We start from the raw sequence: 14,869 nt of genomic DNA, 5'->3' as shown, positions 1-14,869 counted from the left end.
AAGCAGGCCAAAATCGTGGCCTCATGACATCGTGCGCACTGATTTGACGACGGCTGCGCAGCCGAGCGGGAGCAAGCGCCCTCGCCACAGGATGTGTGTGCTGTTTTTTTTATTTAGCCAGCGGCCAGAATCGCTCGCCACCGCCTGGTGCATCGGTCCATGCCTGTAAAGAACGGGTGGGCAGGTCGAAGTAATCCCTGGTGCGCGCATAGCCATGCCCGCCCATTCGCCCGATCGCATCGAGCCCGAGCTGATCGATGTACAGGGTTTTAGGGTCGATCAGTTCATCACGCACATGGGCCATCAGCACTTCGCCGAAGATGATTTCCCGCGACTGGCCGATGGACAGCGCCATCATCCGTCGACACTCCAGCGCTACCGGGGCTTCGCCGATGCGCGGGCATTTGACGGTCGTGCCCGCAATGGCGGTGAGGCCAGCTGCGGTCAGTTCGTCAAAGCCAGGCGCAAAAGGTACGGCGCAGACGTTCATGGCTTCCACCAATGCATCGCTGACGATGTTCACCGTGAATTCCTGGTTGAGCTGGATGTTGCGGGTGGTGTCCTTGGGGCTTTGGTCGCCATAGTTTTCCACGCCCAGCGCGAGGATCGGCGGATCCGCGGAAAGCGCATTGAAAAAGCTGAACGGCGCGGCGTTGACCCGGCCTTCGCCATCGACGGTGGTGACCAGCGCGATAGGGCGGGGCACCACACTGCCGATCAGAATCTTGTACTTGTCCCGTGGGCTCAGTTGGCTGAAGTCGAAGCTTTGCATGGGCAATAAATCTCTAAAGGAGCGGATCAATGGCGCAGAGTGGCGCCTGTGCGCTGAAGTCATCGGCGAACGGGATGGCCGGTTGGAACAGGGTTTTCCAGTCCGGTTGGCCGAAGGCGCGGTCGCTGTGGCTGCGCATCAGTGTTTCGAATTGCTGTTGGGCCTGGCGTTGCAGGGCGGGGTAGTCGACGCCCTGAACCTGGCCGTCCTGCATCACGCAGCGGCCATCGATGTAACTGGCGATGCAGTCGTCACCGCGACCGGCCAGCAGCAGATTTTTCAAAGGATCGAACAGCGGCCCCAAGTGCAGGCCGCGTAGGCTGAACACGGTGATGTCGGCTTTTGCGCCCGGTGCCAAACGACCGATATCGTCGCGGCCCAGGGCCTTGGCACCACCGAGGGTGGCGGCGTTGTACAGGTCCAGCGCGCTGGTCAGTTGATTGCCGCCCTCCATCAGCCGGGCGATGTTCAGGCCTTGGCGCATGTTGTCCAGCAAATCCGCCGGCCAGGTGTCGGTGCCGAGGGCGAAGTTGATGCCCTTGGCCCGGTAGCGACCGAAAGAGTTCAGCGCCTCGCCGTCCCGGGCAAACACCACCGGGCAATGCACCAGGCTCGCGCCACCATCCACCACCCGCTGAAGATCTTCATCGCCACGGGTGTAGATACCGTGAGGCAACAGGCTGCGCGGATTCAAAAGCCCAAGCTGCTGCAACCAACCCAGCGGTGACGTGCCGCGCAGTTGCTCGACCATGGCCACTTCGCCAAGGCCCTGACAGCAATGCAAACGCATCGGCGCGTTCAGCTCGCGGCTCAACGCGGCGGTGCGTTGCAGCAGCGCGGGGGTGCAGGTCTGGATGCGGTCGGGCAGCAGCGCGCCGCGAATCAGGCCACCGTTGTTGCCGTCGAAATCCCGGAAAAAACGCTCGGCAGCGTCGAGACCGGCCATGCCCCGGGGCTCATCCCAGTGATGCGCCAGGGTGCCGTCGGCCTGCCAGTAACTCATGCCGCTCATGTAGCAAGGCCCGAGGTAAGTGCGCAGGCCCAACTCGGCCGCGACGCCGGCCACCGCTGCAAACTCGTCGTAGCGCTCCGCCCATTCGCGGTAATACATCGAGGTGATCGGCATGGCGGTGGTGATGCCGTTGAGGATCAACTGGGTGAAGGCGTAGCGATACTTGAACACTTCCTCCTCGGGGCGATAACTCTCCCGTGGACCGCGGGCCAGATATTCCGCGGACCACAGGCGGCCCATGTCGCGCTCATCGCCGTTGTCGAGGGTCAACACGGTGGAATCAAGATCGCCGAGGGCATCCAGATCAATGAAGCCGGGGCCGATCAGCGCGTTGCCGTAGTCGATCCATTGATCCACCGGCCCGGCATAACCGCGCCCGACAAACTCGATGCGCGAACCGTTGAAGACCACTTCGCCGTCGCGCCATAGCACATGCTGCGCACCGTCGAAGCCGACCACGCAACTGGCCCGAAGCCCGATGCGTTTCACAGGCGGCTGTCCAGCAAGCGGCCACCGGCAGCGATTATCTGGCCGGCGCGATACACCTGCCGTAGCGGCCGCGAAACCACCGCCTCTCCCAGTGTGTGTACCGGCATCAGCAGGAAGTCCGCCGGCTGGCCGATCTCCAGGCGATTCAATTCGCACCCCAAAGCCTGGGCACCATTTACCGTCGCCGCCTCAAATGCCGCCGCCAGTTCATCGTCCTTGTTCAAATCGAAACGAAACGCCAGCAACATCGCGCGCTCCAGCATGTCGCCGTTGCCCATGGGCGACCAGGCATCACGGATGCCGTCCGAACCCAGGCACACGTTCACCCCGGTTTCGCGCAGAGCGAGGAACGGCGGCACCGCGCAATCGGCCGGGGCCGAACTCATCAGCGAAATGCCCAAGGCGGCGAGGCGTTCGGCAACCGGTTTGACCTGGCTCCACGGCAGCATGCCGAGGCAATAGGCGTGGCTGATCATCACTCGATTCTGGCGGCTGAAACGCTCGGTGTAGTCGGCGATCAGTGCGATTTGCCACAGGCCCAGTTCACCCTTGTCGTGCAGGTGAATGTCGACGCCACGGTCGAATTCGCTGGCCAGTTTGAACACGAAATCCAGTTGTGCGATGGGGTCGTTGTCGATGCCGCACGGGTCGAGACCGCCGACGTTTTCCACGCCAAGGGCCATGGCTTCGCGCATCAGTTCGGCGGTGCCGGGGCGGCTGATCAAACCCGTCTGCGGGAACACCACCAATTGCAGGTCGATGAGGTCCCGGTATTTTTCGCGCAATTGTTGCATGGCCTCGACGTGACGCAGGCCGAACTCCGGGTCGATGTCGACGTGGCAGCGCATGGTCAGCGAACCCCGGGCGATGCAGTTTTCCAGCAGCGCGCCGGCCCGTTGCGCAATCGGCGCGGTGACCTCACGCAGGATTCTGCGCTCGTTGGCAATGTAATCCTTGAGGGTCGGCCCGGCGCTGTTTGGACGCCAGGGTTGCCCCCAGAGGGTTTTGTCCAGGTGCACATGACTTTCCACCAGGGCAGGGGTCAGCAAGTGGTTTTGGCCGTCGATGTCGGTGGCCAGCAGTTCGCTGGTCGAGGCCGGGCGGCGTTGGGTGAACCGGCCGTTTTCGATCAACAGGTCTTCGGCGGTTAAACCGTAGGGGCGCACGTTGCGCAGCCAGCGGGGTTGGGTCATACAAACCTCAAATTTGTGTTGTCGGGGAGGGCCTCATCGCTGGCAAGCCAGCTCCCACAGTGATTTGTGTTGATCACGACATTTGTGAACACGTCCAAACCCTGTGGGAGCTGGCTTGCCAGCGATGGCCGCGACTCGGTCTCGGATCAGCCCTTGAGCTTCGCCCAAATACGGTCCTGCAGCTCCCGCGCCTTGTTGCTGCATTCCTTCTCGGGACGCAGGCGCGAGGCGAATTCGTCGGGCATGTTGATGGCATCCATGACCCGCCATTTGGCGTCGATCAGCTTGTCGCTCTGGATACCGTTGTCGTAGGCGATGGCATTGGACACGGCGGCGGCGTTTTCCGGTTTCATCATCCAGTCGATGAAGATCTTCGCGTTGCCGGGATGCGGCGCGCTTTTCGGTACGGCGAAGTTGTCCTGGAACATCGCCAGGCCTTCCTTCGGATACACGTACTTGATGGTGCTCTTCTGCAAGGTGGCCCGGGCAGTAGAGCCGTTCCAGTTCTGCATCATGATCACTTCACCGCTGGCCATACGGTCGACGGTGTTGTCCGAGCTGTACATCTTCAGGAACGGTTTCTGCTTTTGCAGCAACTCCAGAATGCGCTTGGCGTCCTGCGGGTTTTCGCTGCACTCGTCGACATTCAGGTAATGGCTGGCGGCGTTGATCACGCTGCTGGACGTGTCGAGGGCGGCGAGTTGCCCTTGCAGTTCCTTGCGCGGTTCGAAGAATTCTTTCCACGAATCGTCAAGTTTGCCACCGGGCACACGAGCGCTGTCATAGGAGAACCCGGTGGTGCCCCACAGGTACGGCGCGGAGAACTTGCGGCCAGGGTCGAAGCTCGGGTCGCGGAACGCCGGTTTGACGTACTGGAAATTGGGCAGGGCGGCAGCGTCGATTTCCAGCAGCAGGTCCTGGTTGATCAGGGTGCGCATGATCGACTGCGACGGCACGATCACGTCATACGCCGCGCCGCCGGCCTGCAACTTGGCCAGCAGGGTTTCGTTGCTGTCGTAGCCGTCCATGGTGACTTTAATGCCGGTCTCTTTTTCGAACTTGGCCAGCAGCTCGACCGGGTAGTAGTCGGTCCAGTTATAGAAGAACAATTCCTTGGGCTCTGCAGCTTGTGCGGTAAAAACAGTGAAACAACTGAGGGCCAGACCGGCGATGCCGTCACGCATGATTTTGTTTTTCATTAGAGAGCGCTCCAGGTTCATTGGTTTTTGCCGCGCTGTCCCAGCCAGAAGGCCAGCACCACCAGCACGATGGAAATCACCAGCATCAGGGTCGAGATCGCATTGATCTCCGGCGTTACGCCTGACTTGATGGCCGAGAAGATGTACACCGGCAGGGTGGTCGAGCCGGGACCGGCGACGAAGAAGGTCATGATGAAATCGTCGAGGCTGACCACGAACGCCAGCACCGACCCGGACAGCACTGCCGGCCACAACAGCGGCAGCGTCACCCGGCGGAACACCTGCCACGGGTTGGCGTACAGGTCGTTCGCCGCTTCCAGCAGGCTCTTGTCCAGGTCATTGAGCCGCGCGCGGATCGGCAGGTAAGCGAAGGGAATGCAGAAACCGATGTGGGCGACGATCACCGTCAGCAACCCGAGCTTGATCCCCAGCGCCATGAACAGCAGCAGCGTGGCCACGGCGGTGACGATCTCCGGCAGGATCAGCGGCAGGTTGATCCCGCCTTCGACCATTTTCTGCCCGTAGAACGGCCGGTAAGTCGCCAGTGCCGCGAGCAGCGCAATGGCGGTGGCGCAAACCGTGGCAATGCTGGCGACGATGATCGAGTTCAGTGCCGCCGTCTGGATCGACGGGTTGGCCAGGATCCGTCCGTACCAAGCGAACGAAAACTCGGTCCACACCGTTGCCGAACGGTTGGCGTTGAAGCTGTAGGCGATCAACACGAAAATCGGCAGGTACAGATAGGCCAGGATCAGCAGACTGACTTCGCGGGTCAGCGGCAGCTTTTTCAGGTGCAGGGCAATCATGTGGTGGCTCCCCGACGTAGGGTTTTGGTGGCGCTGCGGCTATACAGGGCGTACAGCACCAGCGACAGCAGCAGAATGCCCAGCAGCAGGAACGACAGCGAACTGCCCAGCGGCCAGTTGCGCGCGGTGCCGAACTGCTGCTGGATCAGGTTGCCGATCATCAGCGTCTTGCCGCCGCCGAGGATCGCCGGGGTGATGAACGCACCGAGACTCGGCACAAATACCAGCAGCGCACCGGCAATCACTCCCGGCATCGACAACGGCAGGATGATCCGCCGCAACGCGTGCCAGCGGTTGGCCCCCAAGTCGTAGGCGGCTTCCACCAGGCGCCAGTCGAGTTTTTCCAGGGTCGAGTAGATCGGCAAAATCATGAACGGTAGAAAGCTGTAGACCAGCCCGACGCTGACCGCGAAGTCGTTGTAGAGCAGAGTGATGCCACCGGCCTGGGGCAGCAGCGCGTTGAGGCTTTGGGCGACCCAGCCGTGTTCGCGCAGGATGATCAACCAGGCGTAGTTGCGAATCAGCAGGTTGGTCCAGAACGGGATGGTGATCAGCAATACCATCAGGTTGCGTCGGCGCGGGGTCAGGCTCGACATCCACAATGCCACCGGAAAGCCGAACAGGAAGCACAGGATCGTGGTGCCACCGGCCTGGAACACCGACCGGATCAGCGCCTGGGCATAGACCCAGTTCAGCTCCAGTTCGCCATCGAAACCTTCCTGGAAAAACAGCTGCACGTAGCTTTGCAATTGCCAGTCGGCCTGCCAGTCGACGCCACCGTAGACGTTGCGCGGCAACAGGCTGATGTAGCCCATGATGCCCAACGGAACGGCGATCAGGGCCAGCAGGGTCAGGACCACCGGGCTGAGCAACAGCGCACGGTTAAGGGCAGGGGAAGTGCTGCTGACGCTCATCTCAGGCCTCCATCAACAGGCAGGCGTGGGGCGGCAGGTTGACCGCGACGCGATCGCCGACCACCCGGCCATGGTTCAGGCCTTCGTTGTTCTCGCGCAGCATGACCTTGATGTCGTTGTTCAAGCGGCACTGATAGAGCGTCGCCGTGCCGACATACAACACGGCTTCGATCACGCCGCGCAGGTGATGCGGTTGCGTGGGGTCGACCAGTTGCGAGCGCTCCGGGCGAAACGCCAGTTGCACCTTGCCGCCATCGAAGCCGTGGGCCGGGCAGGGGATTTCCACCGGCATGCCGTTGGGCACGAAGAGGTTTTGGTTTTGCTGGCCACGCTTGAGGTGACCGGGAAGGAAGTTGATGTCGCCGATGAACTGCGCGACGAACTGATGCTGCGGGCGCTCGTAAATTTCATTGGGCGTGCCGATTTGCAGGATCTTTCCGGCCGACATCACCGCAATGCGATCGGACAGGGTCAGGGCTTCTTCCTGATCGTGGGTGACGAAAATGAAGGTGATCCCGGCTTCTTTCTGCACGCGCTTGAGTTCGACCTGCATTTCCTTGCGCAGCTTGAGGTCCAGCGCCGACAGCGGTTCATCCAGCAACAGCACTTTCGGTTTTGGCGCCAGGGCTCGGGCCAGAGCCACCCGTTGCTGTTGGCCACCGGACAGCTCCGCCGGTTTGCGCTTGGCCAGGTGTTGCATTTGCACCAGCGCCAGCATCTCGTCGACGCGCTGCGGAATCAGTTTGCGATCAAGGCCCTGCATCTCGAGGCCGAAGGCGATATTCTGCGCAACACTCATGTGTGGGAACAGCGCGTAGCTCTGGAATACCGTGTTGACCCGGCGCTTGAACGGCGGTAGATCATTGACCGGTTCACCGGCCAGACGGATCTCGCCGTCGCTGACATGCTCGAAGCCGGCGATGGTGCGCAGCAAAGTGGTTTTGCCACAGCCGGAGGGGCCGAGCAGGGTGAAGAATTCGTTGTCGGCAATGTCGACAGAAACGTTGTCCAGCGCTGGAGCCAGTCCGGGATCGTCGGAATAACGCTTTGAGACGTTTCGCACTTCAATTGCAACTGGATGACCCATAATGGTGCATTCCTCTAATTATTGTATGCAAAATCTGGATGCAATTTAGAAATACCCGGATTAACCTGCCCGTGCAAGCCCCTTTTTCAACGGCCGCTTATTCGCCAGGGTCGCAATGCACAGGGCGCAAGGAGTTGATGAATGTCGGAAAAGAAACTGGAAACCACGGTCGACCGCGTCTACCAAGGGGTCTACGAGGCGATCAGCAAGCGTTCGTTGCGTCCGGGGATGAAGCTTGGCGAGGCCTCTTTGGCCGAGCTGTTTAATGTCAGCCGTACGTCTGTCCGGGCCGCGCTCAAGCAACTGGAAGCCGATGGACTGGTCACCACCGAGCCGAACAAAGGTGCCTCGGTGTCGTTGCCCAGTGACGAAGAGATTCGTTCGCTGTTCGAAACCCGACGCTTGATCGAGATCGGCATCGTCAGTGAGCTGTGCCGGCGGCGCGATACGGCTGTGACCCAGGACCTGCGCGATCACTTGTTACTGGAGGATGAGGCGCATCAAAGCGGCGATCACGAACGGCTGATCCATCTGCTCGGCGAGTTCCACATCAAACTGGCCCGCAGCCTGAACAACCCGGTGCTGCTCGACTGGTTCCAGAAATTGATCTCCCGCGCTTCCCTGTACGCGGCGGCGCTGGATGACGACAGTCACCAAGCCTGTCGCGACGACGAACATTTGCGGCTGATCGAGTACATCGAAGCCGGCAATCAGGGCGCGGCGATTGAGCTGACTTGCATGCACCTGAACGGCATCGAGAAGGCAATCCTCGATGTGGCTGCGACGTTGAAAAGCAGCTACAACCCGCTCAAACACCTGATTGAGGTCTGACACGTTCCCTGAGCTGCCAAAAGCCGAGGCAAAGCGAATCAGCTATACCTCTATGAAACGAATGGCGTGCACGATGCTCGAAACAAACGGGTGTAATAACCGGGGCGTAGAGTCAGCCTATGCAGTTTCTTGAAGATAGTCATGGGTGTTCCGGCTGGAGCGGCGAAATGGCCGGGCGCATTCGTGCGTTCGACTGGAGCCGGACCGAGTTGGGGCCGATCGACAATTGGTCCCGGAGCCTGAGCAGCGCGGTGCTGTTGATGCTCGCTTCACCGTTGCCGATGGTGATGCTCTGGGGCCGACCCGGCTACATGATTTATAACGACGCCTACTCGGAGTTTGCCGGCGGGCGTCATCCTTATCTGTTGGGTGCCCCGGTGGAGTTGGGTTGGCCGGAAGTTGCCGAATTCAATCGGCACGTGGTCGATACCTGCCTGGCGGGCGGCACTTTGTCGTATCGCAACAAGGAACTGGTATTGCTGCGCGACGGCGTACCGGAAGACGTCTGGCTGGATCTCTATTACAGCCCGGTTTCCAACGATGACGGTTGCCCGGGCGGTGTCATGGCGATGGTGGTCGATACCACCGAGTTCATGATCTCCGAGCGTCTGCGTCAAGCCGCGGAAAGCGCCTATCGCGCCGATAACGAGCGGGTGCGCCTGGCACTCAATGCCGGGGCCTTGCTCGGCTCATTCGTCTGGGACATCAAGTCCAACGTACTGAGTGGCGATGAACGCTTTGCCCGGACCTTTTCCTATCCCGCCGGGCATAGCCTGCAAAACCTGCCGAAGGAAGTTGCCGAAGCGCGCATTCATCCCGACGATGTCGCCTGGGTTCAGGAACAAGTCAATCAATCCGTGCAAACCGGCTCACCTTTTAACGCCGAATACCGGGTATTGCGCCCCGACGGCAATTACCTGTGGGTGCTGGCCAGTGGCTGTTGCGAGTTTGATGAACAGGATGAGCCGTTGCGTTTCCCCGGTGTGCTGATCGACATCCATGAACGAAAAATCGCTGAAGAATCCTTGCTCAAGTTCACCCGCAATCTGGAACAGCGCGTGGCCGCTGAAGTCGAGGCGCGGCTGGCGGCGGAGGAGCAATTGCGCCAGTCGCAGAAGCTCGAAGCCATTGGCGGCCTCACCGGTGGCGTGGCCCACGACTTCAATAACCTGTTGCAGGTGATTGCCGGCAACCTGCATTTGCTGGCCCGACACGAACCGGACAACGCCAATGTGCAACGCCGGGTGAGCGCGTCGATTGCCGCTGTCGAGCGCGGTGCCAAACTGTCGTCGCAATTGCTGGCGTTCGCCCGCCGTCAGCCGCTGTCACCGGCGATTTGCACGCCACAGCAGATTTTCGACGGTGTTGGTGAGCTGTTGCAGCGTGCGCTGGGGGAAACCATCCAGGTCCATATGACCGCCCCCGCCGAGTCCTGGCGGGTGTTCGTCGACCGCAATCAACTGGAAAACGCCATCCTCAACCTCGCCATCAACGCCCGAGACGCGATGAAGGGCGAGGGAACCATCGAGCTGAGCGCCGACAACATCAGCCTCGACCATGAGTTCTGTGCAGGCAAAGGCATTGTCGCTGGTGATTACGTGCGGGTCTGCGTAGCCGATACCGGGGGCGGTATGGCGCCGCAGGTGCTTGAGCAGGCATTTGAACCGTTTTTCACCACCAAACCCGACGGTCAGGGCACGGGCTTGGGGTTGAGCATGGTGTTCGGCTTCGTCAAGCAGAGTGGCGGTCATATCGATATGTCCAGCGTCGTCGGCGAGGGCACTCGGGTAGCGCTGTATTTCCCGCGCAGCTTGCGCTCGATTGACAGTGAGAGCACTACGCCGGACGTGCAGCAGCGTGGCGGGCATGAACGGGTGCTGGTGGTGGAGGACAACGAAGCGGTGCGTGCTTCGTCGGTGGACCTGCTGCGTGAAGAAGGCTATCAGGTGCTGACGGCTGCAAACGCTGATGCGGCCATGCAAATGTTGCTGGAGGGGGCAACGGTGGATCTGATTTTCACCGATGTGGTCATGCCTGGCTTGATCAAGAGTACCGACCTGGCCGCATGGGCCAAGGTGCAAAATCCTCCGGTGGCGGTGCTGTTCACCTCGGGGCATACCCGTGACATTATCTCGCGCAATCACCAGCTCAGCCCCGATACCTACCTACTGAGCAAACCCTACGGTCCCGACGCGCTGACCCGCATGGTTCGCACCGTCCTAAGTGGCTAAACAACGACCATCACCAATCAAGGTTCCCCGATGACTGCCACTCGCACTTCCCACCCAACCTCCGGCATGGTCAGGGTGCGTGGCGCCCGGGAACACAACCTCAAGAACGTCGATGTCGATATCCCACGCGACGCCCTGGTGGTGGTCACCGGTGTGTCCGGTTCGGGGAAGTCGTCACTGGCGTTTTCAACGTTGTACGCCGAAGCGCAACGGCGCTACTTCGAGTCGGTGGCGCCTTATGCACGGCGATTGATCGATCAGGTGGGCGTGCCGGATGTGGACTCGATCGAAGGCTTGCCGCCGGCAGTCGCCTTGCAACAGCAGCGGGGCACGCCGAGCACGCGTTCATCGGTGGGCAGCGTAACGACCCTGTCGAGCCTGATTCGCATGTTGTATTCCCGTGCCGGCAGCTACCCGGTGGGGCAACCCATACTGTATGCCGAGGACTTCTCGCCGAACACACCACAAGGCGCCTGCCCCGAATGCCACGGCCTGGGCCGGGTCTATGAGGTCACCGAAGCGCTGATGGTACCGGACCCAAACCTGACCATCCGCCAACGTGCCGTGGCTTCCTGGCCTTTGGCCTGGCAGGGCCAGAACCTGCGGGACATCCTGGTGACCATGGGTTTTGACGTCGACATTCCCTGGCGCAAACTGCCGAAAAAACAGCGCGACTGGATTCTCTTCACCGAAGAAACGCCCACGGTGCCGGTGTATGCCGGGCTCACACCGGAAGAAACCCGGGTCGCCCTCAAGCGCAAAATGGAGCCGAGCTACCAGGGCACTTTCACCGGTGCGCGACGCTACATCCTGCACACGTTCACTCACTCGCAAAGTGCGCTGATGAAGAAGCGCGTGTCGCAATTCATGCTCGGCAGCCCTTGTCCCTTGTGCGACGGTAAACGCCTCAAGCGCGAAGCGTTGTCGGTGACGTTTGCCGGCTACGACATTGGCGAACTGTCGCAGATGCCGTTGCTGCAAGTCGCCGAAGTACTCAAACCGGTAGCGGCCCGGCACTACCTTGAAGAAGGCGAGGAGGCGGGCGAGGTGCTGACGCACGAGCAAACCCGCGAGGCTCGCGAACAACGGGTGGCCCACGGGGCGAGCGGCCACGCCAATGCCCCGGATGTGCGCCACACGCCGAACCTGTCGGTGGAGAAACGCCTGGCTGCACAGCGCATCGCTCAGGACTTGCTGGAACGGGTCAGCACCCTGACTGATCTGGGCCTCGGTTATCTGGCACTGGAGCGCAGTACGCCGACGCTGTCCTCGGGTGAGTTGCAGCGTTTGCGTCTGGCGACGCAACTGGGATCGCAATTGTTTGGCGTGATCTACGTGCTGGATGAGCCATCCGCCGGCCTGCATCCCGCGGATGGCGAGGCGCTGTTTGAAGCCCTGCAACGTCTGAAAGCGGCCGGCAATACCTTGTTTGTGGTCGAGCATGATCTGGAAACCATGCGCCGCGCCGACTGGCTGATCGACGTCGGCCCGGCAGCGGGAGAGCATGGCGGACGCGTGCTGTACAGCGGCGCGCCCGCCGGTTTGGCTGACGTCGCCGACTCGCAAACTCGCGCGTATCTGTTCGCCGGGCAAACCCGCACGCTTCGCGCACCCCGCAAGCCGAGCGACTGGCTGCGTCTGGAAGGCATCACGCGCAATAACCTGAACGACCTCAGCGTCGAGTTTCCGTTGGGGTGTTTCACCTCGGTGACCGGTGTCTCGGGTTCGGGCAAATCCAGCCTGGTCAGCCAGGCGCTGCTGGAGCTGGTCGGTGCGCACCTGGGACGCCCGACCACCGACAATGATGCGCAAGAGCTGAGCCTGGAAGACGACGCGCCGCAAGTCAGTGGCGGGCAGGTCACCGCGGGGCTGGCGTCGATCAAGCGTCTGGTGCAAGTCGATCAGAAACCCATTGGCCGCACTCCGCGTTCCAACCTCGCGACCTACACCGGCCTGTTCGACAACGTGCGAAAGCTCTACGCCGCCACACCCGAAGCTCAGGAAGCGGGGTATGACGCCGGGCAGTTTTCTTTCAACGTCGCCAAGGGCCGTTGCCCGACTTGCGAAGGCGAGGGTTTCGTCAGCGTTGAGTTGCTGTTCATGCCCAGCGTCTACGCGCCTTGCCCGACGTGCCACGGCGCCCGCTATAACCCGCAAACGCTGGCGATCATCTGGCAGGGCCGCACGATTGCCCAGGTGCTGCAGTTGACCGTGGACCAGGCCGTTGAGGTGTTCGCCGAGCAAGCTTCGATCCGCCGCTCACTGGAGGTGCTGCGCGACATCGGTCTCGGTTATCTGCGCCTGGGCCAACCGGCCACCGAGCTGTCGGGTGGCGAAGCCCAGCGCATCAAATTGGCCACCGAGCTGCAACGCAATCAACGCGGGGCGACCCTGTATGTGCTCGATGAACCCACCACCGGCCTGCATCCGCGGGACGTCGATCGTTTGCTGGAACAATTGAATAACCTGGTGGTGGCGGGGCACACGGTGATCGTCGTCGAGCATGAGATGCGAGTGGTGGCGCAGAGCGACTGGGTGATCGACATCGGTCCCGGGGCCGGGGATCAGGGCGGAAAAATAGTGGTGGCCGGTACGCCGCAGAAAGTGGCGAAGAGTAAAAAGAGCCGGACGGCGCCGTTTTTAGCCCGCACACTCGGTTGATCAAGTCGTCGCAAGTGGTCGATCCGATGGAACGTTAGCGAAGGCGCTCCATTCCAACCTTCAAATGGCCTGACTGTTTGAGCCGCGCCAATGCAGTGACGAATGAGGTAGTGATTGATGAAAGAACAAACCAGCACACCACATCAGGATCAAACCGCAAGCGACAACCTTGGCGAACCGGAAGAAACCACGGCGCAACCGCAAAGCGGCGATGACGTGGTTGATCAGAAGAATCGCCATACCGACAACGACAATGAATTCAGCCCGGGCTTCAAGCCCAATCCCGATCGTCCAAAGCCCAGTGATGACACTGATGCCGATATCGATACCGATGGCGGCTAGCGCCGGAAAACGGAAAAGCCGCATCTGGAATGCGGCTTTTTTTCGCGTTGCGATTACTTGCCTGGATGAGCGGCCTGAAGTTTTTTCGCCATATCCAGGTGTTTTTCCAGCCCTGGCAGCATTTTCTGTGCAAAGGCTTTGAGCTCGACCGCGCCTTTGGTTTTGTCATCGGTCACGGTGTTGGCTTCTTTCTTGAACAGCTCGATGGCTTCTTCGTGGGCCTTGACCTGGTTGTTGGCGTAGGCCGCATCGAAGGATTCATCGCGCATGTCGAGGATCTTTTCCTTCGCCTGCTTCACCAGCGTTGTGGTGTCCGGCACTTCAATATCGTTTTTCTTGGCGATGGTCGCCAGTTCGTCATTGGCCTTGCCATGATCGGTAATCATCATGTTGGCGAACGCCTTGACGTCCGCCGATTGGCTTTTTTCGAGGGCCAGTCGACTGGCTTCGATTTCAGCAATACCGCCAGCAGCGGCATGGTCGACGAAGTCATTGGAGGTGGCAGCGAATGCCGCGCCCATGCTGGTGGTTAGGGCTACGGCCAGGGCGAGGTTGCGCAGGTTAAATCCGTCCATTGGTTTTCTCCACTCGGTTTTCATGGGCGATCTCGTGTGATCGTTAATCTGTGGAGGCCGGGGTGCGGGCAAAGGTTTTATCGCATTTGCGACAGGACGACGAACGGACACCGCTGGTCTGACAGATGGTCGACAGAACCGTGCAACCGAGGCCATTCTGATAGTTGGCGAGCGCAATCAGTCGCGTTTGCTACCGATTAACTAACGGAGGTGTTCCATGCCGGTGCCCCACGACCTTTTTCAGGACTTGAGTTGCACAAAGGAAGAAATCCAGCAGAAACGCACCAAGGATCCGTTATTGGATTCACTGATCAACAAGTATTCCCTGGCAGACGCCGAGGTGGTGAAGGCGGAGCAGGCCAAATCCAGCGATGATGCAGTGTTAAAGCTCAAGGCCAAGCGCCTTGAGGTCAAGGACAAGATCGTCAGACAACTCCAGTCGCCGTCCTGATTCAGGGCCTTGCGTCACCGACGATCGGTGACTGAACTATTGGAACGGTGAGTGACAACGGCACCTCGAATGTTCAGAGCCTGACAACACGGGCGACAATCGAGGTGCCTCCATGAACGATCCAGAATTCCCCTCGGAAGAACAGGGTGGCTTCGACCCGATGCCCACCCATCCGCAACCGCTGAGCCCGACACACACCACTCAATACCCTGAGGAAGAACCGGGCATTGATGAATTGCCGGAGGACGAGGGTATCGACTCCGATCTGAATTAAACGCGATCCGTGTAGGAGCCGGCTTGCTGGCG

At 60.6% G+C, this 14,869-nt stretch carries 14 protein-coding genes; 6 read left to right on the top strand and 8 right to left on the bottom strand.

All coding sequences use genetic code 11. The features are described 5' to 3' along the window. Positions 1–109 precede the first annotated feature (109 nt). From KHO07_RS15110 to KHO07_RS15080, 7 genes are all read right to left on the bottom strand, one after another. A complete protein-coding gene (locus KHO07_RS15110) occupies positions 110–772 on the bottom strand; it encodes a flavin reductase family protein (RefSeq protein WP_150732751.1) in 663 nt (220 codons plus the stop codon). Between the two features lie 13 nt (positions 773–785). After that, the gene (locus KHO07_RS15105) at positions 786–2,273 is read right to left on the bottom strand and encodes an amidohydrolase family protein (protein ID WP_212624730.1); all 1,488 of its coding nucleotides are present in this window, start codon (positions 2,271–2,273) and stop codon (positions 786–788) included. Then, positions 2,270–3,466: an amidohydrolase family protein gene (locus tag KHO07_RS15100; protein ID WP_212624729.1), complete on the bottom strand. Its 1,197-nt coding sequence runs from the start codon at positions 3,464–3,466 to the stop codon at positions 2,270–2,272. Before KHO07_RS15100 ends, KHO07_RS15105 begins: the two co-directional genes overlap by 4 nt. Before the next feature lie 146 nt (positions 3,467–3,612). Then, positions 3,613–4,665 (bottom strand): extracellular solute-binding protein, encoded by a 1,053-nt coding sequence (locus KHO07_RS15095; RefSeq protein ID WP_150732754.1) that lies wholly within the window; start codon positions 4,663–4,665, stop codon positions 3,613–3,615. A 17-nt stretch (positions 4,666–4,682) separates the two neighbouring features. Continuing rightward, positions 4,683–5,471 carry an ABC transporter permease gene (locus KHO07_RS15090; RefSeq protein ID WP_150732755.1) on the bottom strand — a complete coding sequence of 263 codons (789 nt, stop codon included), beginning with the start codon at positions 5,469–5,471 and terminating at the stop codon, positions 4,683–4,685. After that, positions 5,468–6,385: an ABC transporter permease gene (locus tag KHO07_RS15085; RefSeq protein WP_150732756.1), complete on the bottom strand. Its 918-nt coding sequence runs from the start codon at positions 6,383–6,385 to the stop codon at positions 5,468–5,470. The genes KHO07_RS15090 and KHO07_RS15085 overlap by 4 nt, the downstream gene beginning before the upstream one ends. A 1-nt stretch (position 6,386) precedes the next feature. After that, positions 6,387–7,472 (bottom strand): ABC transporter ATP-binding protein, encoded by a 1,086-nt coding sequence (locus tag KHO07_RS15080; protein WP_075944768.1) that lies wholly within the window; start codon positions 7,470–7,472, stop codon positions 6,387–6,389. A 141-nt stretch (positions 7,473–7,613) separates the two neighbouring features. On the opposite strand from KHO07_RS15080, the gene KHO07_RS15075 reads away from it, so the two are divergent. The 4 genes from KHO07_RS15075 to KHO07_RS15060 all read left to right on the top strand — a co-directional run bounded on the left by KHO07_RS15075 (position 7,614) and on the right by KHO07_RS15060 (position 13,537). After that, a complete protein-coding gene (locus KHO07_RS15075) occupies positions 7,614–8,303 on the top strand; it encodes a GntR family transcriptional regulator (RefSeq protein WP_150732757.1) in 690 nt (229 codons plus the stop codon). A gap of 119 nt (positions 8,304–8,422) precedes the next feature. Then, entirely contained in the window at positions 8,423–10,534 is a 2,112-nt protein-coding gene (locus KHO07_RS15070) for an ATP-binding protein (protein WP_212624728.1), read from the top strand. A 30-nt stretch (positions 10,535–10,564) separates the two neighbouring features. Further along, a complete protein-coding gene (locus KHO07_RS15065) occupies positions 10,565–13,195 on the top strand; it encodes an excinuclease ABC subunit UvrA (RefSeq protein WP_212624727.1) in 2,631 nt (876 codons plus the stop codon). Positions 13,196–13,312: 117 nt separating this feature from the next. Beyond that, positions 13,313–13,537, top strand: coding sequence for a hypothetical protein (locus KHO07_RS15060; protein ID WP_150732760.1), 225 nt, complete (start codon positions 13,313–13,315; stop codon positions 13,535–13,537). Positions 13,538–13,590: 53 nt separating this feature from the next. Here the strand turns inward: KHO07_RS15060 and KHO07_RS15055 are convergent, their stop codons facing one another. Beyond that, positions 13,591–14,112: a DUF4142 domain-containing protein gene (locus tag KHO07_RS15055; RefSeq protein WP_212624726.1), complete on the bottom strand. Its 522-nt coding sequence runs from the start codon at positions 14,110–14,112 to the stop codon at positions 13,591–13,593. A gap of 217 nt (positions 14,113–14,329) precedes the next feature. Between KHO07_RS15055 and KHO07_RS15050 the strand changes: the two genes are divergently transcribed. Next, positions 14,330–14,563, top strand: a complete 234-nt coding sequence (locus KHO07_RS15050; RefSeq protein ID WP_075944762.1) for a DUF465 domain-containing protein — start codon at positions 14,330–14,332, stop codon at positions 14,561–14,563. Between the two features lie 112 nt (positions 14,564–14,675). Next, positions 14,676–14,837 (top strand): hypothetical protein, encoded by a 162-nt coding sequence (locus KHO07_RS15045; RefSeq protein WP_212624725.1) that lies wholly within the window; start codon positions 14,676–14,678, stop codon positions 14,835–14,837. Positions 14,838–14,869: the final 32 nt, after the last annotated feature.

Origin of the sequence: Pseudomonas sp. PP3, assembly GCF_905336995.1 — a bacterium.
GTDB lineage: Bacteria > Pseudomonadota > Gammaproteobacteria > Pseudomonadales > Pseudomonadaceae > Aquipseudomonas > Aquipseudomonas reinekei.
This window is presented reverse-complemented; position numbering and strand designations above follow the sequence as displayed.